General features: G+C 65.7%; 21 protein-coding genes. 10 read left to right on the top strand and 11 right to left on the bottom strand.

The annotated features are described in order from the left end of the window. Positions 1-368: 368 nt before the first annotated feature. Positions 369-962 (bottom strand): DJ-1/PfpI family protein, encoded by a 594-nt coding sequence (locus GWI72_RS02260; protein WP_161707764.1) that lies wholly within the window; start codon positions 960-962, stop codon positions 369-371. Positions 963-1357: 395 nt separating this feature from the next. On the opposite strand from GWI72_RS02260, the gene GWI72_RS02255 reads away from it, so the two are divergent. Together GWI72_RS02255 and ilvC are read left to right on the top strand one after the other, a co-directional pair. Further along, positions 1358-2026 carry a TetR/AcrR family transcriptional regulator gene (locus tag GWI72_RS02255; protein WP_161675368.1) on the top strand — a complete coding sequence of 223 codons (669 nt, stop codon included), beginning with the start codon at positions 1358-1360 and terminating at the stop codon, positions 2024-2026. Between the two features lie 64 nt (positions 2027-2090). Next, a complete protein-coding gene (ilvC, locus tag GWI72_RS02250) occupies positions 2091-3110 on the top strand; it encodes a ketol-acid reductoisomerase (protein WP_161675366.1) in 1020 nt (339 codons plus the stop codon). Positions 3111-3347: 237 nt separating this feature from the next. On the opposite strand, the gene rpoD is transcribed toward ilvC, so the two are convergent. The 3 genes from rpoD to GWI72_RS02235 form a co-directional block, all read right to left on the bottom strand. Continuing rightward, on the bottom strand, positions 3348-5372 hold the full coding sequence (gene rpoD, locus GWI72_RS02245) for an RNA polymerase sigma factor RpoD (RefSeq protein ID WP_161675364.1): 2025 nt from the start codon (positions 5370-5372) through the stop codon (positions 3348-3350). 525 nt (positions 5373-5897) lie between these two features. Beyond that, complete coding sequence (gene dnaG / locus GWI72_RS02240) at positions 5898-7871, bottom strand: DNA primase (RefSeq protein WP_161707763.1); 1974 nt, start codon at positions 7869-7871, stop codon at positions 5898-5900. 309 nt (positions 7872-8180) lie between these two features. Beyond that, positions 8181-8654 (bottom strand): GatB/YqeY domain-containing protein, encoded by a 474-nt coding sequence (locus tag GWI72_RS02235; RefSeq protein WP_161675360.1) that lies wholly within the window; start codon positions 8652-8654, stop codon positions 8181-8183. Positions 8655-8912: 258 nt separating this feature from the next. On the opposite strand from GWI72_RS02235, the gene carA reads away from it, so the two are divergent. Beyond that, a complete protein-coding gene (carA, locus tag GWI72_RS02230) occupies positions 8913-10097 on the top strand; it encodes a glutamine-hydrolyzing carbamoyl-phosphate synthase small subunit (protein WP_161675358.1) in 1185 nt (394 codons plus the stop codon). Between the two features lie 657 nt (positions 10098-10754). On the opposite strand, the gene GWI72_RS02225 is transcribed toward carA, so the two are convergent. Both GWI72_RS02225 and GWI72_RS02220 read right to left on the bottom strand, forming a co-directional pair. Then, complete coding sequence (locus GWI72_RS02225; RefSeq protein ID WP_161675356.1) at positions 10755-11198, bottom strand: MerR family transcriptional regulator; 444 nt, start codon at positions 11196-11198, stop codon at positions 10755-10757. A gap of 668 nt (positions 11199-11866) precedes the next feature. Continuing rightward, positions 11867-12928, bottom strand: coding sequence for a helix-turn-helix domain-containing protein (locus GWI72_RS02220; protein ID WP_161707762.1), 1062 nt, complete (start codon positions 12926-12928; stop codon positions 11867-11869). Between the two features lie 295 nt (positions 12929-13223). Here GWI72_RS02220 and GWI72_RS02215 point away from each other — a divergent pair, with 295 nt between their 5' ends. The 3 genes from GWI72_RS02215 (at position 13224) to greA (ending at position 17605) form a co-directional block, all read left to right on the top strand. Continuing rightward, positions 13224-13526, top strand: coding sequence for a helix-turn-helix domain-containing protein (locus tag GWI72_RS02215; protein ID WP_208995747.1), 303 nt, complete (start codon positions 13224-13226; stop codon positions 13524-13526). A gap of 126 nt (positions 13527-13652) precedes the next feature. Continuing rightward, entirely contained in the window at positions 13653-17015 is a 3363-nt protein-coding gene (gene carB, locus GWI72_RS02210; protein ID WP_161675352.1) for a carbamoyl-phosphate synthase large subunit, read from the top strand. A gap of 116 nt (positions 17016-17131) precedes the next feature. After that, positions 17132-17605: a transcription elongation factor GreA gene (gene greA / locus GWI72_RS02205; RefSeq protein ID WP_161675350.1), complete on the top strand. Its 474-nt coding sequence runs from the start codon at positions 17132-17134 to the stop codon at positions 17603-17605. A 248-nt stretch (positions 17606-17853) separates the two neighbouring features. On the opposite strand, the gene GWI72_RS02200 is transcribed toward greA, so the two are convergent. The 3 genes from GWI72_RS02200 to GWI72_RS02190 all read right to left on the bottom strand — a co-directional run bounded on the left by GWI72_RS02200 (position 17854) and on the right by GWI72_RS02190 (position 18968). After that, positions 17854-18153: a type II toxin-antitoxin system RelE/ParE family toxin gene (locus GWI72_RS02200; RefSeq protein ID WP_161675348.1), complete on the bottom strand. Its 300-nt coding sequence runs from the start codon at positions 18151-18153 to the stop codon at positions 17854-17856. Then, positions 18143-18403 (bottom strand): type II toxin-antitoxin system ParD family antitoxin, encoded by a 261-nt coding sequence (locus GWI72_RS02195; RefSeq protein WP_161675346.1) that lies wholly within the window; start codon positions 18401-18403, stop codon positions 18143-18145. The genes GWI72_RS02200 and GWI72_RS02195 overlap by 11 nt, the downstream gene beginning before the upstream one ends. A gap of 94 nt (positions 18404-18497) precedes the next feature. After that, the gene (locus tag GWI72_RS02190) at positions 18498-18968 is read right to left on the bottom strand and encodes an Lrp/AsnC family transcriptional regulator (RefSeq protein WP_161675344.1); all 471 of its coding nucleotides are present in this window, start codon (positions 18966-18968) and stop codon (positions 18498-18500) included. A 167-nt stretch (positions 18969-19135) separates the two neighbouring features. On the opposite strand from GWI72_RS02190, the gene GWI72_RS02185 reads away from it, so the two are divergent. Genes GWI72_RS02185 through GWI72_RS02175 form a run of 3 tightly spaced genes read left to right on the top strand, consistent with a single transcriptional unit; the run spans position 19136 to position 22097 of the window. Beyond that, positions 19136-20158 (top strand): mitochondrial fission ELM1 family protein, encoded by a 1023-nt coding sequence (locus tag GWI72_RS02185; RefSeq protein WP_161675342.1) that lies wholly within the window; start codon positions 19136-19138, stop codon positions 20156-20158. Positions 20159-20189: 31 nt separating this feature from the next. Then, positions 20190-21146, top strand: coding sequence for a thioredoxin-disulfide reductase (trxB, locus tag GWI72_RS02180; RefSeq protein WP_161707761.1), 957 nt, complete (start codon positions 20190-20192; stop codon positions 21144-21146). A 54-nt stretch (positions 21147-21200) separates the two neighbouring features. Next, entirely contained in the window at positions 21201-22097 is an 897-nt protein-coding gene (locus GWI72_RS02175) for a LysR family transcriptional regulator (protein ID WP_161676094.1), read from the top strand. A gap of 582 nt (positions 22098-22679) precedes the next feature. Here GWI72_RS02175 and msrP read toward each other — a convergent pair. Both msrP and GWI72_RS02165 read right to left on the bottom strand, forming a co-directional pair. Then, on the bottom strand, positions 22680-23639 hold the full coding sequence (gene msrP / locus GWI72_RS02170) for a protein-methionine-sulfoxide reductase catalytic subunit MsrP (protein ID WP_161675338.1): 960 nt from the start codon (positions 23637-23639) through the stop codon (positions 22680-22682). A gap of 124 nt (positions 23640-23763) precedes the next feature. Then, complete coding sequence (locus GWI72_RS02165; protein ID WP_161707760.1) at positions 23764-25839, bottom strand: elongation factor G; 2076 nt, start codon at positions 25837-25839, stop codon at positions 23764-23766. 268 nt (positions 25840-26107) lie between these two features. On the opposite strand from GWI72_RS02165, the gene GWI72_RS02160 reads away from it, so the two are divergent. Then, the gene (locus GWI72_RS02160) at positions 26108-26470 is read left to right on the top strand and encodes a hypothetical protein (RefSeq protein WP_161707759.1); all 363 of its coding nucleotides are present in this window, start codon (positions 26108-26110) and stop codon (positions 26468-26470) included. Positions 26471-26673 lie beyond the last annotated feature (203 nt).

The following is a 26673-nucleotide window of genomic DNA, read 5'->3' as shown; positions in this document are numbered from 1 at the left end:
ACGATCTCACCCCGTTCCCCATGAGGACCGAAGGCGGTCTCCTTGTCGAGCCGAATTCTGCGCCAGGACGCCTGCCGGATCTGGCGGTCGAGGCCGTAGATCTTTTCCGCCGTCATTCCGGACAAGGTGAGCGTGAGCGAACCGCAGATCCGGGATCCAGCACATCTGTGCGAGCATAAGCGAGCGCCTCACCTCGTCAGCTTCAAACCAAACGCCGATCAAGTCGTGTCGCGCTTCGCGCGACTGATCTCTGGATCCCGGCTCGGCGCTTCGCTGACGCTCAGCTGGGCCGGGATGACGACCACATGACAAGGAACGCACCGGTCAGAGGCGCACCCAATGGCGCGCCCCTCGCCTCGTCAGCCGGCTCAGGCGGCCTGGCGGGTCGTGTCGCGGGCGGCGAGCACGTCAAGGAACTGGCCGAGCCAGGCCGGATGAGCCGGCCAGGCCGGGGCGGTGACCAGATTGCCGTCGGTGATCGCAGCGTCGATCGCGATGTCGGCATAGGTCGCGCCGGCAAGCTCCACCTCGGGGCGGCAGGCCGGATAGGCCGATACGGTCCGCCCCTCGATCACCCGGGCAGCGGAGAGCAGCTGCGCACCATGGCAGATCGCGGCCACCGGCTTGCCGGCCTCGAAGAAGTGGCGCACGGCTGCAATCACGCCGGCCTCCAGCCGCAGGTATTCCGGCGCCCGCCCGCCCGGAATCACCAGTGCGTCATAATCGGCCGGATCGACCTCGGCGAAGGTGGCGTTGAGCGTGAAGTTGTGGCCGCGCTTTTCCGTGTAGGTCTGGTCGCCCTCGAAATCATGGATCGAGGTGGCGACCGTCTGCCCGGCCTTCTTGCCGGGACAGACGGCATGGACGATGTGCCCGACGGTCAGCAGCGTCTGGAACGGCACCATGGTTTCATAATCTTCCGTGAAATCGCCGGTGATCATCAGGATCTTCCTGGCCGCCATGCTGTCCTCCCTAGGCTGAAAGCGGTAGGTGCAAACCCTAGCAAAACCGCGCGGCGCACGGGTATTATGGCACTACTACAGCGTCCTTTTTGATCGGACGGACAGCCGACAGGCATGACCCTTCCCTGCGTCATCCGGCCAGGCAAAGCGCCGAGCCGGGACCGGGGCGTCGCGGTATCGATGTGTCCATAAGCCAAAACCTCTGAGACCTTGGCTCTCCGGTCCCGGATCTCCCTTGCGCTACGTCCGGGAAGACACCTGAGGGTCCCTGAGCGGTCGGAGCCATCCTTTCAATGCCCCGGCGTTTCGTCGCTTGCCCCCTTGACGACCCGGCACGCCTCGCCTAAAAGCATGAACCGTACGGTACGGTACAGATCTTGAGGAGGAGCGACGCCGTGGCGCAGACAGCCCTGCATGACAGCTTGCCGGATGAGGCCGAGGCCTTCACCCCGCGCCAGCAGACCGTGCTGGAATGCGCGCTCAAGCTCCTTGTCGAAGGTGGCGAGAAGGCGCTGACGACAGCCGGTCTCGCCCGCAGCGCCAACTGCTCCAAGGAAAGCCTGTACAAGTGGTTCGGCGACCGGGACGGGCTGCTGGCAGCCGTGGTGTCCTTTCAGGCAAGCAAGGTCCATTTTGCTTCCGAGGGCGCGGCGACCGACGCCCAGACCTTCCGCACCCACCTCACTGCCTTCGTGCGCGAGCTGCTCGACGTCCTCACGGGCGAGACCTCGCTGGCACTGAACCGCCTCGCCATCGGCCAGTCCAACCGGGAGGAAGCGCGGCTTGGCCGCCTGCTGCTCCTGCGCGGCAAGTACACGATTTCCACCCGCGCACGCGCCCTGCTCGAGGCCGGCCGGTTCCGCGGGTTCCTGAAGTTCGACGACGCGGAGGAGGCCTACCAGGTTCTCTACGGCCTGGCCGTCCGCGACCAGCACATCCGCCAGCTCCTGGGCGACAAGCCGCGCTCCAAGGATCTGGACATCGACCGCCAGGCACATCTGGCGGTGGACCGGTTCTACCGCCTGTTCGGCGCCGAGGCGCCCTACACCGGCGGGGGAAAATGAACGGCAGCCCCGGCCGGCGCCACGGTCGGGCCCTGCCATCGTGAAGTGGGAGAAAGGAAGACCCATGCGTGTTTATTACGATCGCGATGCCGATCTGAACCTGATCAAGTCCAAGAAGGTTGCCATCATCGGTTACGGCTCGCAGGGCCGCGCCCATGCGCTGAACCTGAAGGACAGCGGCGTGAAGGACATCGTGGTCGCCCTGCGCCCCGGCTCCACCACCGCCAAGAAGGTCGAGGCTGATGGCCTGAAGGTGATGAGCGTCGCCGAGGCTGCCGCCTGGGCCGACCTGATGATGATGGCCACGCCGGACGAGCTGCAGGCCGACATCTACAAGGACCACATCGAAGCCAACATCCGCGACGGCGCCGCCATTGCCTTCGCCCATGGCCTCAACGTCCATTTCGGCCTGATCGAGCCGAAGTCGACCGTCGACGTGCTGATGGTCGCACCGAAGGGCCCGGGCCACACCGTGCGCGGCGAATACGAGAAGGGCGGCGGCGTGCCGTGCCTCGTGGCCGTTCACCAGAACGCTTCGGGCAATGCCCTTGACCTTGGCCTGTCCTACGCCTGCGGCGTCGGCGGCGGCCGCTCGGGCATCATCGAGACCACCTTCAAGGAAGAGTGCGAGACCGACCTGTTCGGCGAGCAGGCCGTGCTGTGCGGCGGCCTCGTCGAGCTGATCCGCGCCGGCTTCGAGACCCTGGTTGAAGCCGGCTACGCGCCGGAGATGGCCTACTTCGAGTGCCTGCACGAAGTGAAGCTCATCGTCGACCTCATCTACGAGGGCGGCATTGCCAACATGAACTACTCCATCTCCAACACCGCCGAATGGGGCGAGTATGTCACCGGCCCGCGCATCGTGACGGCCGAGACGAAGGAAGAGATGAAGCGCGTCCTCAAGGACATCCAGACCGGCAAGTTCACCTCCGACTGGATGCAGGAGTACCGCGCCGGTGCTGCCAAGTTCAAGGCAACCCGCCGCCTGAACGACGCGCACCAGATCGAGGAAGTCGGTGCCAAGCTGCGCGGCATGATGCCCTGGATCAAGAAGGGCGCGCTGGTCGACAAGACCCGCAACTGATCCTGCCGGTCCCTCGTCCGGACCTGCAAGAACGGCCCGCCCCACGGCGGGCCGTTTTCGTTTGTCGCCTGTCCGCCTTGCCGGCACCGCAGCCGGGTCCGCTGGCCCGCCGTCCCTGCCTGCCGGCCTGTCCCGGCGTGCTGCCGAGGCCCGCGCCCCGCCAGAGCGCCCCCTGAAAGCAGACAGGCCCGGCAATGACGCCGGGCCTGTCCGATCCGTGTGACGCTGTCCGTTGCCTCAGCTATCGAGGAACGAGCGCAGCTTGCGCGACCGGCTCGGATGCTTGAGCTTGCGCAGGGCCTTGGCTTCGATCTGGCGGATACGTTCGCGGGTCACCGAGAACTGCTGACCGACTTCTTCCAGCGTGTGGTCGGTGTTCATGCCGATGCCGAAGCGCATGCGCAGCACGCGCTCCTCACGCGGGGTGAGCGAGGCAAGGACCCGGGTCGTCGTCTCGCGCAGGTTCGACTGGATCGCCGCATCGATGGGCAGGACCGCGTTCTTGTCCTCGATGAAGTCGCCGAGGTGGGAATCCTCCTCGTCGCCGATCGGGGTTTCGAGCGAGATCGGCTCCTTGGCGATCTTGAGGACCTTGCGGACCTTTTCCAGCGGCATCTGCAGCTTTTCGGCCAGCTCTTCCGGGGTCGGCTCGCGGCCGATCTCGTGCAGCATCTGGCGCGAGGTGCGGACGATCTTGTTGATCGTCTCGATCATGTGCACCGGGATGCGGATGGTGCGGGCCTGGTCGGCGATCGAGCGGGTGATCGCCTGCCGGATCCACCAGGTGGCATAGGTCGAGAACTTGTAGCCGCGGCGGTACTCGAACTTGTCCACGGCCTTCATCAGGCCGATGTTGCCTTCCTGGATGAGATCGAGGAACTGCAGGCCGCGGTTCGTGTACTTCTTGGCGATGGAGATCACGAGGCGCAGGTTCGCTTCCACCATTTCCTTCTTGGCGATGCGCGCCTCGCGCTCGCCCTTCTGGACCATGGAGACGATCTTGCGGAACTCGGTGATCTCGAGACCGGTTTCGGTCGCCAGGGTCTGGATCTCCTGCCGCAGCTCGCGGATGGTGTCCTTTTCCTTGGCGACAAAGTTCTTCCAGCCGCGCGTGGCAAGGTTTGCCACCTTGCGCAGCCAGTTCGGGTCGAGCTCGGCGCCCTGGTACTGCTTGAGGAAGTCGGTGCGGTCGACGCCGTAGCTGTCGGCCAGACGCAGCAGGCGGCCTTCGTAGCCCATCAGGCGCTTGTTGATGTCATAGAGCTGCTCGACCAGCGCATCGATGCGGTTCTGGTTGAGCGACAGGCTCTTGACGTCGGCGACCAGCTCTTCCTGGATCTTCTTGTAGCGGCGCTCCTGGCTCGGCGAGAGCGTCTTGTTGGCCAGCTTGTTCTCGACGAGCTGGTCCTGCAGGCGGCGCAGCTTCTTGTAGCTGTCGGCAACCCGGTCGAAGGTTTCCAGCACCTGCGGCTTCAGCTCGGCTTCCATGGCCGACAGGGAGACGTTGGACTCGAACTCGTCCTCTTCCTCCTCGCCCTCTTCCGGCAGGCGCTCGCCGTCCGGACCAAGGCGCGGCGCGTCGCCCTCACCCGCCGGCGGCCGCTTCGGCATGCCGTCGTCGTTGAGCTCGATCTCCTCTTCCTCGCCCTCGCCGACGACCGGCCCGCCACGCCCGTCCGGGCCGGCGTAGGTCGCCTCAAGGTCGATGATGTCGCGCAGGAGAACCTTGCCCTCGTTCAGCTCGTCCCGCCAGATGATGATGGCCTGGAAGGTCAGCGGGCTTTCGCAGAGACCTGCGATCATCGCCTCGCGGCCGGCCTCGATGCGCTTGGCGATGGCGATTTCGCCCTCGCGCGACAGGAGCTCGACCGAGCCCATCTCGCGCAGGTACATGCGCACCGGGTCGTCGGTGCGGTCGGTGGGCTCGCGGGCGGTTCCCGCCTTGGCGAGTGCCGTGGAGCTGGCAGGCACCAGCTCGCCCCCATCCTCGCTGTCGTCGACCTGGGCCTCGTCAACCTCATCGCTGTCGATGACGTTGATGCCCATGTCGGACAGCATCGACATCGTGTCTTCGATCTGTTCCGAGGAGACCTGCTCGGAGGGCAACACCTCGTTCAGCTCGTCATAGGTGACATAGCCGCGCTTCTTCGCGGCCTTGATCATGCGCTTGACGGCGGCATCGGACAGGTCGAGCAGCGGGCCATCCTGCCCCTCCCCCGACGTCTCCTGTGCCTCTTCCGTCTGTGTTGCCTTAGCTACCATTGTCTGCTCCAGAACCGCCGCGGTGAGCGGCGTCGCACCCGCCTGTCAGGACCTGATCCGAATCGCCCTCGCGAGCCCATCCGTGTCGCGCTGCCCTGACGCTGCGCGGAGATGGCGGGTGATGATTCGGGTTTTAGTCCCTGTCCCTTAAGTCCCACTTAACCGTAAGGCCCGATTGCCGAAATTCGCCTGAGCGCTCGGCTGACCAAACCCGTTCCCGCGAGCGCGCCGGTCAGACGCCTCGCCAGGCCATACGTCAGGATGTTGCAGCATCGTTCTGTGAACTGCCCGTGGTCTCGTGCCATGCGGAGCGGAGTGAGCTGCCTGAATTTCCCTATTTAGCTCGACGCATGTGATTCGCAAGTGTGATTCGCGACCAGTCAATGCGATTCGGGCAAAAATCACCGTCTTCGTAAACCTTTGCGTCACCAAAGCCGCCTTGCGGGGCTCTCCGGCCTGCCGGCGCCGGCCCCGCGCTGCCTGTGCTGCGGTGCGCAGCCCGGTGTCACCGCGGCCGCGGCGCGCTCAGGATGCGACCGCCGGCGCGGCGCGCAGCTTGCGCGCCCGTTCGGCCAGCTCCGCCTCCTCGCGCGCACATTCCTCGCGCCGGCGGGCCAGATCCTGGGTCAGTCCGCGAATGCGGTTCCAGGAGCCCTCGTCCAGCTCGATCTCGGCCGCGTCCAGCTCCTGTTTCAGGTCCTGCTCCAGGGCAATCAGCTCGAGGCTGTCGAGGAAATGCAGGAAGACCGCTTCGATGAAGTCCTCCGGCGGCCCCTTGCGCAGCAGCGGAAAGCGCTGCGCCAGCTCGGAGAAGCTGCCCAGTCCGGTGCCGGTCCCTGCCCGGGCCTCGTCCGCGCCGGCCTCCCCCATCACCTCGCCCAGCAGCTGGTAGAAGGTGTCGTCCAGCGTCTCGTAGAAGTCGGAGACCGACAGGTTGTCGAAGTCGCTGGCAACCCGGCAGATCGCGTCACGGAAGCGGGCATGCAGCGGATCGGAGAAGCCGAGCCGCGCCACCCGCTCGATATGCCGGTCGAGGAGATGCGGGAACCGCACGCAGAGCCCGCAGATCATCCGTTCCGTGCCGAACATCGGTCCCTGCGGCGCCGAAAGGATGCGGCCACCCGGATCGGTGGTGACAATTGCGTTCGGTCCGCCGCTGCCGCCCCCGCTGCCCGGCTGCCCCGGCGCGCCTGCAAAGCGTCGGCGGCGCGCCTGCTCGTAAAAGAGGTTCGACAGCTTCAGGCGCAGGTCGAGCTGATAGCGCCGCCGCACCCGCTCGTCGCGGATCGTGCCGATCAGATCCTCGAAGCGCTTTTCCAGCGCCGCCTTGCGCTCCGGCGTGTCGAGATTGGCCGCCGAGATTTCCCGGTCCCAGACGGCCTCGGACAGGGGCTGGGCCTTTGCCACCTCTTCCAGAAAGCCGGTGACACCCCGCGCCTTGACGAGGTCGTCCGGATCCTGCCCGTCCGGCAGGAAGCTGAACTGGAACGAATAGCCGGACTTCAGCACCGGGAAGATGCGGTCGATCGCCCGGTGCGCGGCGGCAATGCCGGCCGCATCGCCGTCGAAACAGACGACGGGCTCGGGCGCGAGCTTCCACAGCCGCAGCACCTGCTCTTCGGTAAAGGCCGTGCCGAGGGTCGCCACCACATGGCGGATGCCCGCTTGCCACAGGGCGATGGCATCAAGATAGCCTTCCACCACCACGGCCTGGCCGAGCTTGAACGCCGGCTCGCGCGCCCGGTGGGCGTTGAACAGCATCGTCCCCTTGTGGAACAGCGGCGTTTCCGGGGAATTGAGATACTTCGGCTGGCCGTCGGGATCGAGCGTGCGTCCGCCGAACGCAATGACGCGGCCACGATCGTCATGGATCGGGATCATCAGCCGGCCCCGGAACCGGTCATAGGACGGGCGGCCATCTTCCGGCCGGATGACAAGCCCTGCCTCGACCATGACCGGCTCGTCCACGCCCTGCGCGGCCAGATGCTTCTTCAGCGCGTCCCGGCTGTCTGGCGCAAAGCCGAAGCGGAATTCCGACAGGGTCGCCGGCTGGAGCTGCCGCTTCTGCACATAGGCGCGGGCGGCCTCGCCTCTGGGCCCGGCCAGTTCCGTCTGGAAGAAGCGGGCCGCCATCTCGCAGACATCCGCAAGGCCGGCGCGCTTCTTCTCCTGCCGGGCGGCCTGCGGATCAGGCGCCGGCAGCGCGACGCCGGCCTGCCCGGCCAGCCGTTCGACTGCCTCGGGGAAGCTCAGGCCTTCCGTGTCGGTCAGGAAGCGGAAGTGATCGCCGGAGGCACCGCAGCCGAAGCACTTGTAGCGGCCCCGGCGGTCATCGACGTGGAAGCTCGGGCTCTTTTCCTGGTGGAACGGGCAGCAGGCCCAGAAGTCGCCCTTGCCGGGCTGGGTCTTGCGCCGATCCCAGGACACACGTCGGCCGACGATGTCGGACAGCGATATCCGAGCCTTGATCTCGTCGAGCAAGCGGGTGTCGAAGCGCATGTCTCAGCCTGGTGCCGGGGAGCGAGCCTGTTCCGCTGCCGCGACCGGCAGGTGCAGAGGAGCCCGCAATCGTTCTAGATAGGGGATGGACGGGTCTTCCTGCAAGAGCACCGTCCGGGGCGCGGCGAGCCGCCCGGCACCATCGCGCCTGCCCCGTGTCACCTGCCCCGTGTCACCTGCCCCGTCACGCCTGCCCCGTCACGCCTGCCCCATGTCTCTTGACCCGGCTGCAACAGGGGCGGGCCCGGCGGTCGAGACCCGCCTTCGGGCCCGGTAAAGGCCCTTGCGCCATGCGGACGGCTCCGGCCGTCAGCCCTCGGTCGGCTTCGGCTTGCTGCGCAGCAGATCCTTGACCATGCAGGAGGCCTGCACGAAGTCCATCTGGCCGGGATAGCGCTCCTTGAGCGCGGCCATGCAGCGGCCCATGTCGCGCAGGCCCGCCGCATCGATGGCCCGGATCGTTTCCTCGCAGATCCGGCGCATCGCCCCTTCCTCCATCTGCGGCGGCAGGAACTCGCGGATAATCTCGCTTTCCTCTTCTTCCTGGTCAGCGAGATCGATCTGGCCGGCTTCCTCGTAGCCCCGGCGCGATTCCGTGCGCTGCGCCAGCATGCGGCGCAGGAAGTCGTGGATTTCCTCGTCGGGAACGCCGTCGCGGCCAAGATCGCGGGCGGCCGAGTCGCGGTCCTTGATCGCCGCCAGGATCAGGCGCAGTGTCGCCACGCGCCGCTTGTCGCCGTGCTCGAGCGCCTGCTTCAGCGCGGCGCTGATCTCTTCCCGCATGACAAGTCCCCACGACATCCCCGGGCCCGGCCCGGGACAAATTAGACAAGTTCCGGCCGCAAAGCAACGCCAAACAGATCAAGTCATTGATTTTGCTTGATTTTATTCGCAGAAACCACAGTTGACCGGACCCGCGCCTTGGCCTACATTCCCGCGCTTGAAGCATGAGGGCGCCTGCCGGCCCCGGTTGCGCACATTCACAGTGCTGACGGGCTGCTGCGCCCGATGATGTCATCAACAACACCGGGAAAGCAAGACATGACGACCGCAGACGCGTGGGCCGTTCCGCCTGCCACGGCGCTACTGGTGCTGGCCGATGGGACCGTGATCGAAGGCCGCGGTCTTGGTGCCACGGGCGAGTCCGTCGCCGAAGTGTGTTTCAACACGGCGATCACCGGCTACCAGGAAATCCTCACCGATCCGTCCTACGCCGGGCAGATCGTGACCTTCACCTTCCCCCACGTTGGCAACGTCGGCGTGAACGAGGAAGATGTGGAGACGATCAACATGGCCTCGGCCTCGGGCGTCCGCGGCGCGGTCCTGAAGGCCGACGTCACCAGCCCGTCCAACTACCGGGCGGCGCGCCGGTTCGACGACTGGCTCAAGGCCCGCGGCATCATCGGCATTTCCGGCATCGACACGCGGGCGCTGACGGCCCGCATCCGCGACCTCGGCGTGCCGAACGCGGTCATCGCGCATCACCCGGATGGCACGTTCGACATCGAGGCGCTGAAGGCCAAGGCCGCAGCCTGGCCCGGCCTTGAGGGCATGGACCTGGCGCGGGACGTGACCAGCGGCCAGAGCATGACCTGGACGCAGACGCCCTGGGCCTGGAACGAAGGCTACGGCGAGCGCGGCGCGGCCGAGTTCAAGGTCGTCGCCATCGACTACGGCGTGAAGCGCAACATCCTGCGCCTGCTGGCGGAGGCCGGCTGCGACGTGACGCTGGTGCCGGCCGAGACCTCTGCCGAGGACATCCTGGCGCTGAAGCCGGATGGCGTCTTCCTGTCGAACGGTCCGGGCGACCCGGCGGCCACCGGCGACTATGCCGTGCCGACCATCCGGTCGCTGGTGGCAAGCGGCCTGCCCGTGTTCGGCATCTGCCTCGGCCACCAGATGCTGGCGCTCGCCCTCGGCGGCAAGACGCTGAAGATGCACCAGGGTCACCATGGCGCCAACCATCCGGTGCATGACCACACCACCGGCAAGGTCGAGATCACCTCGATGAACCACGGCTTCGCCGTTGACCGCGACAGCCTGCCGGACGACGTCGAAGAGACGCATGTCTCCCTGTTCGACGGCTCGAACTGCGGCATCCGCGTCAAGGGCAAGCCCGTGTTCTCGGTGCAGTATCACCCGGAGGCGTCCCCCGGCCCGCGCGACAGCCACTACCTGTTCCAGCGCTTCACGGACCTGATGCGCGCCCACAAGGCCGCGCATTAAGGCAGCGCCTTCAGCTGACAAACGAAAGCCCGGCCAAGTGCCGGGCTCAGACTGCCGACAAACCCTCGATCGTCATCCCGGGCGCAGCGGAGCGTCAGCGAAGCGCCGAGCCGGGATCCAGATATCAGCCGCGCGAAGCGCGACACACCTGTCGGTCGCAAGTCGTATCGAGGTGACTTGGGTTTGGGCTCGCTTGCGCTCGCACAGACATGCTGGATTCCGGGTCAGGCCCGGGACAGGCCCCGGATCTGCGGTTCGCGAAACGCTCACCTTGTCTGGAATGACGGCAGGCTGACGAACCCTCTATCGTCATCCCGGCCCAGCTGAGCGTCAGCGAAGCGCCGAGCCGGGATCCAGATATCAGCCGCGCGAAGCGCGACACACCTGTCGGTCGCAAGTCGTATCGAGTTGACTTGGTTTTGGGCTCGCTTGCGCTCGCACAGACATGCTGGATTCCGGATCTGCGGTTCGCTGAAAGCTCACCTTGTCCGGAATGACGGGAAACTCACGAAACTTCGAGGTTTGTCAGCAAGCTCAGCCCGGCCTCGAGCCGGGTTTTTTGTTGGCCACGGCAAGTCGCGGCATCGGGCCTGGAACGGCGCAATAAAAAAGCCCGGTCCTGGGGCCGGGCTTCTTCGTCGTGTCGACCTGCTGGCGTCAGGAGACGGGGATCAGCTTGTCGAGCGAGTTGAGGACGTGGTCCACTTCCGCGACCTGCTCCTGCAGCAGCGCATGCTGTTCCTTCAGCATGTCCTGCTGGGCGCCACAGATCGAGCGCAGCTCCTCGAGCTGCTGACGCCGCGGGGCGTTGCTCTCGACCAGCTTGATGACCCGGCGGATCTCGGTGAGCGTCAGGCCGATCTTCTTTGCCTGCAGGATGACGCGCATGCGGCCGACGTCACGGCGGGAGTAGAAGCGGCGAGCGCCCTTGCGAACGGGATTGATCAATCCCTTCTCTTCGTAGAAGCGCAGGGTGCGGAGGGTGACGGCAAACAGCTCCGACATCTCAGAGATGGCAAGAAGCTTGGTGTCGTTCTCATCGTCGATGACCGGCCCTGCGATATCAGGGACGACGACGATGTTTGTCGCTAAACTGTTCATGGTCGAGTCTTGCCCGGTGGTTGATGCGAAGACGAACGTCGGGCCACATGCGTTTCCGCAGGTCCGGTCTCCCACCTAGTCCGACCCTGCAGTACTGACATCACATATGTTACCCCCTGCCCGACATTTGTCACCCGCACTTCGTTCGAGGTGCAGGGTCACGCGCTACAGGGGGACCGATTTGTTCATCACCGGTACTATTGCACCAGACCCCGTAGTTCGCTTCTCACAACGCGCCAAATTTTGCGCCCTGGATACAAAAAGACGGAAAACGAAACGTTATTTCGCAAGGAAAGCGAGGGTAATTTTGTTGTTGCGACGCACATGACGCAGGATAGAGCAGGCGTTGATTTGAGTGTAGAGCAATGATTTATCAAACTATAGCTATTATCGATAATCCGGAGAGACCGAATACAGCCATTTCGGATCACCTCACCAAAGGTTCGACACCAGTAGCACTCAAGACAAGCGCAAGGAGAGATCTGTGAGTTCGCATATATATTGTGTGATCACAGGCGAGGAACGGCCCTCACGCCCATATGGAAACACTCAGAAACATCCTTGAAACCGTTTTCATCGCTAGTATCTTGACAAAATACGACGTTCCGATGTCGGTTTATAATCGTTCCAAGGAAATCAATTCCGCTGTAATGCAATTCGCCCCGACGTCAGTCACCCGAATGGCGCCACTGGCTGGGGGTCGTGCCGAACCAGCGTTTCGCGGCCCGGGTAAAATTGCCGACGGCTGAAAATCCGAGTCGGAAGGCAATTTCGGAGATCGGCAGCGACGTGTTCCGGAGCAGGTCGGCCGCCGTCTCGCGCCGGACCTGGTCGTAGAGCTCCTGGAAGCTCTGCCCCTGCTCGGACAGACGGCGCTGCAGCACGCGCGCGCTGACGCCAAGGGTCCGGGCGACCATCTCCAGCGACAGGTCTGCCTTGCTGAGGTTCTGGGCAATCTCCTCCCCGACAAGACCGGCCACGCCGGTCACCTGGCCGCGGTCCGCAGTCCGCCGCTGGGCCAGCTCGACCAGCGCGGAAAAGAGGGCCGGATCATGCCGGGGAAGTGCCCGCTCGGCCTGATCGACCGGCAGGGAAACGCTGTTGTAGGGGGCGTCGAACGCGAGCGAGGCTCCGAACACCTGCCGATGCAGTTTCAGGTCGGCCGGCTTTGACCGGGCAATCCGGAACTCCGCCAGCCGCATCACGTCCGGTCCGAGCGCCGTCGACAGGCGGACGGCGAGGGCTGCAGCAATGCGGTCGGCAAGCTGGTCCCGCAGCACGATGCGCGGCGACAGGCGCCAGACCAGCTCGGTCCGCTTGCCGCTGGTGCGCGCGGTGCAGTCCGCAAGGTCGATGAGGGACCGGTGATGGGCCGCGATCACCTCGAAGGCGACCTTCGGCGTCGGCGCGTAGGCAATGGCCAGCATCAGGGGATGCATGGCCCCGCCGTCGGGCAGGCCGGAACAGCGCACACCGATGTAGTCGTCCTTCAGCATCCGGGCGCCGAACTCGAGCAGATGCGCATAGTCATTCAGCGACAGGAACCGGGAGTAGAGGGCGCCGGCCGGCGGCAGCGTGACGCCTGCCTTGCGGCTGACGTCGTCCAGTGTCAGGCCGTTGCGGGCCAGATGCAGGGCAAATGCCTTCAGCACGCTGCCGAAGACCTGCGCCGTCTCCTCGCACCGCCCGCCATGCCCCTGCTCGCGCTGCCCTTCAGCCGCGTCGTCCACGTCCCCGGTCCCATTTGTCGGCAGGCCCGTCCGGCCCTGCCCCCCAGCCACAAAGATAGCGCCCTTGTATACCGACAATCCCGCAGCGGGGCGATGGTAAAAAAACCTTTGAAAACAAAGCCTTTACAGAAGATTAACAGTAATATTGCAATTTTTCGCAATGCCGACAACCACAGAATGCACTTTCCGACCCCTGGCAACCCGACGGTAGCCGGCGAAGAAATTCGATTTGGCACCCCGGCCGACGGTGCTAAAGATGTCCCGCCGGCCAGACCATGCCACCCGGGACCCAGTGATGGCAGAGACGAAGAAATCCCCGCGCCCGCCCGTGATGACGCCGGACCAGTTCCGCGACTGGCGCCGCGCCCTTGGCCTCAAGCAGAAGGAGGCTGCGGAACGCCTCGGCCTGAAGAAGCGCATGATCCAGTATTACGAGAAGGGCCATCGCGACGGGCGGCCGGTCGAGATCCCGAAATCCGTCCGCCTCGCCTGCTACGCGCTGAGCCAGGGGATCGGCGATTTTGACGGAACGGCAACCACGGCAGCCAACCTTCCGCCCCGCCCGGCGGACGGAGCGCCCGCCTCAGACTTGGATTGATGCGATCCGGGGTTTCATCCTCGGAGTTTATTGCCTATAAGGCGCGCTCAGCCACCAGTGTAATCCTCTTGGACGAGCCCTCACGTCCGCGCTTCAAGGCGCGGCGACGGGACGATGCGAGCCACGATGCCCAAACGCACAGACATCTCCTCCATCCTGATCATCGGCGCCGGTCCGATCGTCATCGGCCAGGCCTGCGAGTTCGACTATTCGGGCACCCAGGCCTGCAAGGCGCTGCGCGAGGAAGGGTATCGAATCATCCTCGTCAACTCCAATCCGGCGACGATCATGACGGACCCGGATCTGGCGGATGCCACCTACATCGAACCGATCACGCCGGAAGTCGTGGCGAAGATCATCGAGAAGGAACGCCCCGACGCGCTCCTGCCGACCATGGGCGGACAGACCGCGCTGAACTGCGCGCTTGATCTGGAGCGGGAAGGCATTCTCGAGAAGTTCGGCGTGGAGATGATCGGTGCCCGTGCCGAGGTCATCGAGAAGGCGGAGGACCGCGAGAAGTTCCGCGCTGCGATGGATGCCATCGGGCTGGAGAACCCGCGCGCCTCGATCGCCTCCTCGCCCGCGATCCGCGATGCCAACGGCAAGATCATCGGCTACGACCGCAGCGCCGGCTTCCAGGAAGCCATGAAGGCCCTCGACGAGATCGGCCTGCCGGCCATCATCCGTCCCGCCTACACGCTCGGCGGCACGGGCGGCGGCGTGGCCTACAACCGCGAGGAATTCGAGACGATCGCCCGCTCGGGCATCGACGCCTCGCCGGTTGGCCAGATCCTGATCGACGAGAGCCTGCTGGGCTGGAAGGAGTACGAGATGGAAGTCGTCCGCGACAAGGCGGACAACTGCATCATCATCTGCTCCATCGAGAACATCGACCCGATGGGCGTGCACACGGGGGATTCCATCACGGTCGCGCCGGCGCTGACGCTGACCGACAAGGAATACCAGATCATGCGCGACGCCTCGATTGCGGTGCTGCGCGAGATCGGCGTCGAGACGGGCGGGTCGAACGTGCAGTTCGCCGTCAATCCGGAAAACGGCCGCCTTGTCGTCATCGAGATGAACCCGCGCGTGTCGCGCTCCTCCGCCCTCGCCTCGAAGGCGACCGGCTTCCCGATCGCCAAGGTCGCGGCCAAGCTCGCGGTCGGCTACACGCTGGACGAGCTGGAGAACGACATCACCGGCGGCGCGACGCCGGCCTCGTTCGAGCCGACGATCGACTACATCGTCACCAAGATCCCGCGCTTCGCCTTCGAGAAGTTCCCGGGCTCCGTGCCGACGCTGACCACGGCCATGAAGTCGGTCGGCGAGGTCATGGCCATCGGCAGGACCTTCCCCGAAAGCCTGCAGAAGGCCCTGCGCGGGCTGGAGACCGGTCTCACCGGCCTCGATGAAGTCGAGATCCCGGGCCTTGGCCAGGGTGACGACCAGAACGCCATCCGCGCGGCCATCTCCACGCCGACACCGACCCGTCTGCTCAACGTCGCCCAGGCCATCCGTCTCGGCATGCCGCTCGACCAGATCTATGCCATCTGCGGCATCGACCCCTGGTTCCTCGAGCAGATCGCCGGCATCATCGAGATGGAAGCGAAGGTGCGCGCCAACGGACTGCCGCAGTCGGCGGAAATGCTGCGTCGTCTCAAGGCCATGGGCTTCTCGGACGCGCGCCTCGGCTCGCTCTCGGGCCTCGATGCCGACGCGGTTGCCAAGCGCCGCGCCGATCTCGGCGTGCATCCGGTCTACAAGCGCATCGACACCTGCGCGGCCGAATTTGCCTCGCCGACGGCCTACATGTACTCGACCTACGAGACCCCGTTCGCAGGCGCTCCGGTCAGCGAGGCGATGCCCTCGGACCGCAAGAAGGTCGTCATCCTCGGCGGTGGCCCGAACCGCATCGGCCAGGGCATCGAGTTCGACTACTGCTGCTGCCATGCCGCCTTCGCCCTGGAAGATGCCGGCTATGAATCGATCATGGTCAACTGCAACCCGGAAACGGTCTCCACGGACTACGACACGTCCGACCGGCTCTACTTCGAGCCGCTGACCCCGGAGGACGTGCTGGAGATCATCCGCGTCGAACAGTCCAACGGCACCCTGCACGGCGTGATCGTCCAGTTCGGCGGCCAGACGCCCTTGAAGCTGGCCCAGGCCCTCGTGAAGGCCAACGTGCCGATCCTCGGCACCTCGCCCGACATGATCGACCTTGCCGAGGACCGGGACCGGTTCCAGCGTCTCCTGACCAAGATCGGCCTGAAGCAGCCGCAGAACGGCATCGCCTATTCCGTCGAGCAGGGCCGCCTGATTGCCGGCCAGCTCGGCCTGCCGCTGGTGGTGCGTCCGTCCTACGTTCTGGGCGGCCGTGCCATGCAGATCATCCGGGACGAGGAAGCCCTCAACTCCTACCTGCTCGGCACCCTGCCGGAGCTGGTGCCGGGAGAGATCCGCGCCAAGTACCCGAACGACAAGACCGGCCAGATCAACACGCTGCTCGGCACCAATCCGCTGCTGTTCGACCGGTATCTCGACGGCGCCATCGAAGTTGACGTGGACGCCCTGTCCGACGGCAAGGACGTGTTCGTCTGCGGCATCATGGAGCACATCGAGGAGGCCGGGATCCACTCCGGCGACAGCGCCTGCTCGCTGCCGCCCTACTCGCTCTCGGCCGAGCTGATCGACGAGCTCAAGCGCCAGACGGTGGCCCTTGCCAAGGCGCTCGAGGTCGGCGGCCTGATGAACGTCCAGTACGCGATCCGCGACGGCGAGATCTTCGTGCTGGAGGTGAACCCGCGCGCCTCGCGCACCGTGCCTTTCGTCGCCAAGACCATCGGCCTGCCGATCGCCAAGATCGCCAGCCGCGTGATGGCCGGCGAAAGCCTCGCGTCCTTCAACCTGACGGAGAAGACGCTGACGCATGTGGCGGTCAAGGAAGCCGTGTTCCCCTTCGCCCGGTTCCCGGGCGTCGACACGATCCTCGGCCCCGAGATGCGGTCGACCGGCGAGGTCATGGGCCTCAACGGCTCCTTCGCCTCGGCCTTCGCCAAGTCGCAGATCGGCGCCGGCACCGGCGTCCCGGTCGGAGGCACGGTGTTTGTCTCGATGCGCGACCAGGACAAGACCGGCGTCGTCGATGCGGTCCGCCGTCTGGAGCGGCTGGGCTTCCGCATCATCGCCACCAGCGGCACGCAGCGCTACCTTGCAGAACAGGGAATTGCCTGCACAAAGGTCAACAAGGTGCTTGAAGGCCGCCCGCACATCGTTGATGCTATCAAGAATGGAGAGGTCCAGCTCGTCTTCAACACGACCGAAGGCGCGCAGGCCCTGTCCGACAGCCGTTCGATGCGTCGCGCTGCCCTCCTGCACAAGGTGCCCTACTACACGACCCTCGCCGGGGCCGTGGCAGCGGCAAGGGGCATCGAGGCGTATAAAACCGGCGGCCTTGAAGTTAGACCCCTGCAGTCCTACTTCGGCTAAGGCTCTATTCATCCACACTCGGGCCGGACTGGAACATGTCCGGCCGGAGCGTGTTTTTTATGTTCTTTCGGCCCGCGCCCTCGGTGCGGGCCATGGTACGTGAAGGTCCAGGACCAATGGAAAAGATCCCGATGACGGCTGCCGGCTATGCGATGCTGCAGTCCGAACTGAAGGAGCGCACGTCGGTCGAGCGTCCCCGGATCGTTGAGGCGATTTCCGAGGCCCGTGCGCACGGCGATCTGTCGGAAAACGCCGAGTATCATGCGGCCAAGGAAGCCCAGAGCCACAACGAGGGCCGCATTGCGGAGCTCGAGGACAAGCTCGGCCGCGCCGAGATCATCGACGTCTCCAAGCTGTCCGGCACCACCGTCAAGTTCGGCGCGACCGTGACGCTGATCGACGAGGACACCGAGGAAGAGAAGAAGTACATGATCGTCGGCGATGTCGAGGCCGACGTGAAGCAGGGCAAGATCTCGATTTCCTCTCCGATTGCCCGTGCGCTCATCGGCAAGTCGGTTGGCGACACCGTGGAAGTTTCGGCTCCGGGCGGCTCGCGCTCGTACGAGATCGAGAACATCCAGTTCGTCTGACACCCGGATATCCGGCGTCCTTGCATGAAAATGCCCGCGGCTTCGCGGGCATTTTTTGTTGGCACACGGGGCAATGGCACAGGCCCTCAAGGCGGTTCGCTGATCGAGGGGTATCGAAGTCTCTATGGCTTCCGAGCAATTTCAATGCTTTATGCATCGCCACCGCAGGATGTCGCGTAACGCCGTCCACATGACCTGCAAGGTTGCTGCCGACTGTAACCCTGTCCGGAACAGGAAGGTCTTGTCGTCTATTCACCCGACAGGTTCTGCGTCCAGTCCTCATGCCCGTGGCGCACGCGAATGATCAGCACATCATTGCGGTCGTCGACGACATAGATCACGAGATGAGACCGGACCGGATAAACGCGGACAGGCGGGCTGATTTCATGACGTTCCCGCGCCACATGCGGATTGGCTGCAATCAGTTCGAAGACGTTTTCCAGCAAACCATGATAGCGTGCGGCCTGCGCTTCGCCAAACTGCATAGCCCCTTCGATCACAATCCGCGTGATATCGTCCGCGGCCTTGCGTGTGAGCCTATAGGCCATCCGAAGACGGATCCGTCCGGACGCGATGACGCACAGTCTTCAGGATGTCGGCCATAGATTGGTCACTGACGCCGCTTTCCAGACCTTCGGTAACGAGCATCTGCATATGGGCAATCTTGCCGCAGCGCTCCTGGTCGCGACGGATCAAGTCACGCACATAATCACTCGCGTTGCTGTAACGCCCCGAACCAGCCTGCGCCTCCACCCACTCCTTCATGGGATCCGGAAGCGAGACATTCATCGTCGCCATGACCAAAGTCCTCCAGGAACACCGGCAAAGTTTGGCAGGGTTTGGCAAAGTTTGTCAAATGGCCAGTTGCGGCCACAACCGTGTTTGGTCACTCTCACTTGGAAATCGGCACCATCGCCTCGTCCTTGGTGCGCCGGATGGTGAGCGCGGTGCGCACGCTGTCGACGTTGGGGGCGGCGGTCAGCTCGCGAATGATGAAATTCTGGAAGGTCTGCAGGTCGGGGGCGACGCACTTCAGCAGGAAATCCACCTCGCCGGACAGCATGTAGCACTCCCGGACGATCGGCCAGTTGTTCACGGTCTGCTCGAAGGCGATCAGGTCGCCTTCCGTCTGGCTGTGCAGGCCCACCATGGCGAAGGCCGTGACCTCGTAGCCCAGCTGCTTCTCGTCGAGCAGCGTCCGGTAACCGCGAATGAGTCCGGCCTCCTCCAGGGCACGGACACGGCGCAGACAGGGCGGCGCGGATATCCCCACGCGCCGGGCGAGTTCAACGTTGGTCATCCGCCCATCCTGCTGTAGTTCTTTCAGGATGTGCCAATCGATGGCATCAAGCCGAGCTTTCAAGAATCTCTCCATCTCGATAGGGGCGGGTGGTCTCCTGGACCGGGGCTGGAGGGCTCTGCCGGCCTTGTCCCGTGGCTGAGGCCTTGCGACTCTCTGGCTTGCCCGCGTACATGAAGCCGGAAGTAAAATTTTTTTGGCGGTTCTGCAAGACTATAACAAAAAGCCCGATGAATAAGAAAGAACTCGAAACCGCCATTTCCGGCGGCTCCGCCCCGGTCTGGATCCTGACCGACGGCAAGGCTGGCGACGAGGCGCAATGCATCGGCGTTGCCGAGGCGCTGGGGCTTGCCTACGAGCGCCGGGTGGTCCGCCCGCGCGCGCCCTTCACCTGGGCCATGCCCTACGGGCCGATCGATCCGCGCGAGAGCGAGCTGAGGCCGGGCAGTCCCCTCGCCCCGCCGTTCCCGCGTCTGGCCATCGCCTCCGGACGCCGGGCCGTGCCCTATCTCAAGCGCCTGAAGCGGATCAGCGACGGCTACACCTTCACCGTTTTCCTCAAGGATCCGCGCACCGGACCGGCGACGGCCGACTTCATCTGGGTCAGCACGCATGACCGCCTGCGCGGCGACAACGTGATGGTGACCCTGACCGCGCCGCATCGGATGAGCGCGGCCCGTCTCGCCCGCGCCAGCGCGACGCCGGATCCGCGGCTTGACGGCATTGCCCATCCGCGCGTCGCCGTCCTCGTCGGCGGAGACAGCCGGCACCACCGGTTCTCGGATGCCGACGTCCATGCGCTGGTCAGCGGTCTGGAGACATGGGCGCGCATCGGGGCCCGGCTGATGATCACCACCTCGCGGCGGACGCCGCCCGCGCTTGCGCGCGCGCTGGTGGACCTGTCGGCGAGAGGGGGCCATTTCTTCTGGGATGGCACGGGCGACAATCCGCTCGCCGCCATGCTGGCCCGCGCCGAGGCCATCGTCGTCACGGCCGACAGCACCAACATGATCGGCGAGGCGGCCGCAACCGGCCGCGCCGTCCACGTGTTTCATCCCGGCGGCGGCCACGCCAAGATTGGAAAGTTTTTGTCCGAACTGGCCAAGAACGGCATCCTTCACCCCTTCCCCGGGCCGCTCAAAACCACTACCTACGAGCCGCTGAACAGCACACCGGAAATCGCCGCAGCCATTCGCGACGCCCTCCTGCGGCGCGCGGCTGCCGGCCAAAGCACGATTGCCAGCCAGCCTTGAGGCCGGCACAGGAACGTCCAAGGGGGCTCGCATGACCACGCAGCACGTCAAGCTTCTCATCATCGGGTCGGGACCGGCCGGGTACACGGCCGCGATCTATGCGGCCCGCGCCATGCTCGAGCCCGTTCTTGTCGCCGGCATCCAGCCGGGCGGCCAGCTCACCATCACCACCGACGTGGAAAACTACCCGGGCTTCGCCGAGCCGATCCAGGGCCCCTGGCTGATGGAGCAGATGCGCCTGCAGGCCGAGCATGTCGGCACGCGGCTGCACTACGACACGATCACCGAGGTTGATCTCTCCTCCCGGCCGTTCCGCGCCGTTGCCGACAGCGGCACCATCTTCCTTGCCGAGGCACTGGTGATTGCCACGGGGGCGCAGGCGCGCTGGCTCGGCCTGCCCTCGGAGCAGGAGTTCATGGGGGCCGGCGTGTCGGCCTGCGCCACCTGCGACGGCTTCTTCTACCGCGGCAAGGAGGTTGTGGTCATCGGCGGCGGCAACAGCGCGGTCGAAGAAGCGCTGTACCTTGCCAATCTGGCCTCGAAGGTCACGGTCATTCACCGCCGCGACACCTTCCGCGCCGAGCGGATCCTGCAGGAGCGCCTGTTCCGGCATCCGAAGATCAGCGTGGTCTGGGACAGCGCCGTCGACCAGATCCTCGGGGGTGGCATGCCCAAGGCCGTGACCGGGGTCCGGATCCGGAACGTCAAGACCGGCGCGCTGCAGGACCTTGCCACCGATGGCGTCTTCGTGGCCATCGGCCACGCGCCGTCGGTCGATCTGTTCCGCGGGCAGCTGCAGCTCAAGCCGAACGACTACATCTTCACCGAGGCCGATTCCACCCGCACCTCCGTGCCCGGCGTCTTCGCGGCCGGAGATGTCACGGACGACGTGTATCGTCAGGCCGTGACGGCTGCCGGCATGGGCTGCATGGCAGCGCTTGAAGCGGAAAAATTTCTGGCGGAACATGGTCCGGGCACGAAGGCCTGACAGAATCGCCCTCCCGCGCGCGTCCAGCGCCCGGCACGAGCGGAGGCTCCAATGATGGATTGGGATAAGCTGCGGATCTTTCATGCTGCTGCGCAGGCGGGAAGCTTTACCCATGCCGGCGACAGCCTGAACATGAGCCAGTCCGCAGTCAGCCGTCAGGTCAGCGCCCTTGAGGCGGATCTTGGCGTGCCGCTGTTCCACCGCCATGCCCGCGGCCTCCTGCTCACCGAGCAGGGGGAGCTGCTCTACCGCACGGCACGCGAAGTGCTGATGAAGCTCGAAGCCGTGCAGACGCGCCTGACCGACAGCCGCGAGAAGCCGACCGGCGTGCTGCGCGTGACCACGACGGTGGGCCTCGGCTCGACCTGGCTGACCTCGCGCATCAACGAGTTCATCGACCTCTATCCGGACATGGAGCTGCGGCTGATCGTCGATGATGCGGAACTGGACCTGTCCATGCGCGAGGCGGACATCGCCATTCGCCTGCGCCAGCCGACCCAGCCGGACCTGATCCAGCGCAAGCTGTTCACCGTGCATTTCCACGTCTACGCCTCGCCGTCCTACCTCAAGCGCTACGGCACGCCTGCCACGCTGGAAGAGCTGGACCAGCATCGCCTCGTCACCTTCGGCGAGCATGCGCCGGCCTATCTGCGCGACATGAACTGGCTGGAGACGGCCGACCGCGACCCGTCCGAGCCGCGCCGGGTCGTGCTGCGCGTCAACAACGTCGTCGCCATCAAGAAGGCGATCCAGCAGGGCATCGGCATCGCCATCCTGCCCGACTATCTGGTCGAGAACGACGCCGGCCTGGTTCAACTCCTGACGGACATCGAGGACCGGATTCCGAGCTTCGACACCTATTTCGTCTATCCGTCGGAGCTGAAGAACACCGCACGCGTCACGGCCTTCCGCGACTTCCTGCTCGCCAAGGCCGAGCGCTGGTCCTACTGAGCCAGCCTTTTTCTCCCGCAGTGCAACGCGAAACCGGACCGCCCGACACGCGGTCCGGCTGCGACACTTTGGCCCTCTTGCCGGAAACATGGGCAATCCGGCGAGCCAGCGCCGATGCACGACTGGCCACAGACTGACCCGAAGACGCTGATTTTACAGGCATTTGCCCATGCGGACGGCAAGCGTTGTGCAGCGCAACCTGAACTTGACGACAAACGCATGACGATTTCGCCAGCTACCCGCCAGATGCATAGCAGATCTGCGCTTCTGCCACTTGTTTCGGCAGCTTGTGCACTGCATATAAGCATCACTGTTGGTTCTGCGGCGTCGCACTCTCCTCCCAGCGACGCCAATTCAGCCAGCTGTTCCCCTCTGGAAGGTGATCTTTCACCGCTGTGAGAGATCAAAAAATAACTGCCGGGTCCTTTGACCCGGCTTTTTTTTGTCCTGCATCCGGAGCCGGCTGGCAGGGCGAGGGGACCAGCCTGCGCCCGCCCGGACTGCCCCCGTCGCAACCGGCGGCACAGGCCCGACCGGCCGGTCGCGCGAGTGCCGCCGTGCCCCGTGGCGTGCCGGGTCGCCTCACATGAAGAGCTTTTCGCCCTCAAGCCCCTTGTAGAGACCCGCGACCTGCTCGCCATAGCCGTTGAACAGAAGCGTGGGCCGGCGCTCGCCGGTGCCCAGCAGCTCCTCGTCGGCCTGGCTCCAGCGCGGATGCGGCACCTCCGGGTTCACGTTGGCCCAGAACCCGTATTCCGAGCCGGCGATCTCCTCCCAGAACGAGACCGGCCGCGTGTCGGTGAAGGAGATGCGCACCACGGACTTGATCGACTTAAAGCCGTATTTCCACGGCAGCACCAGCCGGATCGGCGCACCGGACTGTTTCGGCAGCGGCTTGCCATAGACACCGGTGGCCATGAAGGCCAGCTCGTTGGTGGCCTCGGCCAGCGTCAGGCCCTCCACATAGGGCCATGGGTACCAGCTCGCCTTCTGGCCGGGGGCAATCGACGGGTCGAGGAAGGTTTCCATGCGCACGTACTTCGCCTCGGCCCGCGGCGCGGCCAGCTTCACCAGCTCGGCAAGGGCAAAGCCCGACCAGGGCACCGCCATCGCCCAGGCCTCGACGCAGCGGAACCGATAGAGCCGCTCTTCCAGCGGCATGCGCTTCAGCAGGTCGTCGATGCCGATCTCCTGCGGGTTGTCGCAGAGCCCGTCGAGCTTCACCGTCCAGGGCCGGATCGACAGCTGCTGCGCGGCGGCCGAAATGCGCTTGTGCGAGCCGAACTCGTAGAAATTGTTGTAGGTCTCGACGAAGGCCGGGTTCGTGAGGTCCCGGTCCAGGGTAAAGGCCGGATTGCGCGCGACCGGATAGAGCCCGGCGCTCGGGTCCTCCTGCGCGCGCAGCTGGCCGGGGATCAGCCCGCCCAGGATGCCGCCGGCAAGGCCAAGCCCCGCCAGCACCTGGCGCCGGTTGAAGAAGACCGCTTCCGGAGTGGCCTCGTGCTCCGGGATGGTCCAGCCGGGTCTGTGAAGGATGTTCATGGGCAGGCTCCCTTGCATGCCGTTCCGCAACTGCCCGCATGGGAACCGCCTGCGGCCGCTCCGCGCAAGTCACGGTCGGGTGAGGCCGCGAGGAAGCCCCGCCCGACCGTGTCTGCAGCAGGGGTCAGGCGGCGCGCGCCGCCGCGCGCTGGACAACCTGGTCGGCCGCCTTGCCGACCAGTTCGGCCAGATGGTCGAAGCGGTGCGTGTAGCTTCCGACCCCCGACGTGGCCGAGCGCAACTCGACGATCAGATCGGTGATGTCGGCTTCCGGGATCAGCGCGCGCACCTCGTCCCATCCCGGCCAGCCGGGTCTTGCATCAAAGCCGAGCAACTGGCCGCGGCGGGCCGAGATGATCGCGTTGATGCGCGGCGTGGCCTCGCTCGGACACAGCACCTTCACCTGGTGCACAGGCTCGAGCAGGACAGGGCTGCAGGCCGGCAGGCCCTCGCGCATGGCCAGGATCGCGGCCATCTTGAAGGCCTGATCGGAACTGTCGACCGAATGGTACGAGCCGTCGGTCAGGGTCACGGCAAGATCGACCAGCGGGAAGCCGAGCGGACCGGTGGCAAGCGCCTCGGCAACCCCCTCCCCCACCGCCGGGATATACTGTTTCGGCACCACGCCCCCGGTGATCCGGTCCGAGAAGCGGAACCCCTCGCCGCGACCGAGCGGCCGGATGTCGAGCGCAACGTCGCCGAACTGGCCATGGCCGCCCGACTGCTTCTTGTGGCGGCCGCGCACGGACGTGCCCTGGCGGATCGTCTCGCGATAGGCGACCTTCGGGGCGCGCACGTCCAGGGAAAGTCCGTACTTGCCACGCAGGCGTTCCTGCGCGACGCGCAGATGCATCTCGCCCTGCCCCTCCAGCCGTGTCTCGGCCGTCTCCGCGCCCTGCGTCACCCGCAAGCCGGGGTCTTCTTCCAGAAGCTTTGCAAGGGCGGCCGACAGCTTGACCTCATCCTTGCGTTCGGCCGCCGCCAGCGCGACGGACAGGACCGGTTCAGGGATCCAGGACCGGGCCACCTGCGGCGCCTTGCGGCCGAGGCCGAGGGTCTCGCCGGTCTGCACCCCCTCCAGCTTGCCCAGCGCCACCGTCTCGCCGGCCTCGCCCTGAGGACGCTTGGCGGTCTGCTGACCGTTGAGCGCAAACACGCCGCTGACCCGCACCTCGCTGCCATCGGCGCGGACCAGACCCGTTGCGTCGCTCACGCGGCCGGACAGGACACGCACGAGCGACAGCTTGCCGCCATGCGAGGTGTGGAGTGTCTTCAGCACCTGCACCGCGTCGCAGTCTGCCGGCAGGTCAAGGCGATGCCGGGTGGCCGCGATGCCTGGTGCCTCGTGGCGCAGCGCCTTCATCAGCCGCTGGATGCCGTTGCCATGGTCCGCCGATCCGATGAACACCGGACAGATCAGGCCTTGCCGCATTTCGGTGACAAGATCGGCAAAGATCCGCTCCCGTCCCGGCGCGATGTCCTCGAGCAGGGCCTCCATCAGCACATCGTCGTGGTCCGCAAGCCGCTCCAGCATGGAGAACCGGGCCTCGACCTCGCGCTGGTGCTCGTCATCCGGCATCTCGATCACCAGGCTTTCCGCATGTTCCCGGTAGACAAAGGCCCGTTCCAGCGCCAGGTCGATGAAGCCCATCGCGATGCCGTTCTTCCAGATCGGGATCTGGCGCAGCACCAGCGGCACGGCGGACGCCGGCTGCAGGGCGGCCAGCACCTCGCGCACGCGCCGGTCGGTGCGGTCGATCTTGTTGAGGAACAGCACGCGGGGAATGCCGCGATCCTCCAGTGTCTTCAGGATGAGCTGCAGCGCCGGGATCTTCTTGTCGTCGGCTTCCGCCACCACCACGGCCATGTCGACACCGCCGAGCACGCCCTGGGCCTCGCTCGGGAACTCCACCGATCCGGGACAGTCGAGAAAGGTGTAGCGGTCCCCGAGATAGTCGGTCTCCGCCACATTGACCTCGACGCTCATCCCGTGCGCGCGGGCTTCCGGGCTGGCATCGCCGACACTGGTGCCGGCGGCCACGCTGCCCTGGCGCGTCAAGGCCCCGGTGCGTGCCAGGATGGCCTCCAGCAGGGTCGTCTTGCCGCTTGCGAAGGGGCCGAGCAGGGCGATGCACCGGGGCCCGGCGTGTCTGCCGCCGGCGTCCGTCTGCCCGTTGGGCTGTGTCCTGTGTTCCGTCATGCCGCTGCCTCCCGTTGGCCTGGGGTGCCAGCGCGGTTTGCGACAGGATTGGCGCCGCAAGGCCGCGCCGCCGCCCGCCATCGGGCGGTAGGTCATGGTCGCGCCGTTTTGTCGGCTTAGGCAAGGAAAACATGTGCGGCGTTGCAGCATCTGCAAGCCGCCACGTCCGCCCCCATCTTCGCCCCCCCATCCCCGCCCTTGGGCAAGGCGGCTTGCAATCCGGGTCCCCGGCGGGGCAGGATTGCGGACACACGCCCCTGGAGTCGACATGCACCCGTTGTCCCGCCGCCCGATCAGTCCTGCAGCCTCCGCCGCACGCCTGCTCCTGGCGCTTGCGCTTGCAGCACTGGTGGCCGCCGTGCCGGCACCGGTGTCAGCCCAGACCTCGGCGCTTGGCGGCTTTCGGGACAATGGCACGGCCGGCGGACGGGCGGCGCGCAGCGAAAACCCCGCGCGCCTGCTCGACCGGGACCGCGCCCGCCAGCTTGGCACCCTTGACAGCACCACGGAGCGTCTGGAGCGGGAACGGGCCGACCGGGCCCGGGAACTCGCGGTTCCCTGTCCGCCGGGCACGACCAAACCCTCCTGCCTGCAAGGTCAGGGCACCACACCGCCTGCCAAGCCCAAGTGACGCCGGCCTGCGATGCCCGGCCCCGCATCAGAAGGCCCCGCAGGAGAAGGCCTGGCATAAGAAGGCCCGGCAAGACGACGGGGCAGCGGGAAAAGGCAACAAAAAACCCGGCCTGACCGCCACGCGGGTGCCAGGACCGGGCCAATCAACAGCGCCAAAGACCCATCACCGGGCACGGCAGGGAACGGAGACCGCTCCCGCCG

Source organism: Pannonibacter sp. XCT-53 (genome assembly GCF_009915765.1).
In the GTDB taxonomy this organism is placed as follows: Bacteria; Pseudomonadota; Alphaproteobacteria; order Rhizobiales; family Stappiaceae; genus Pannonibacter; species Pannonibacter tanglangensis.
The sequence above is the reverse complement of the archived record's forward strand: the minus strand, read 5'-3'. Positions and strand labels throughout refer to the sequence as shown.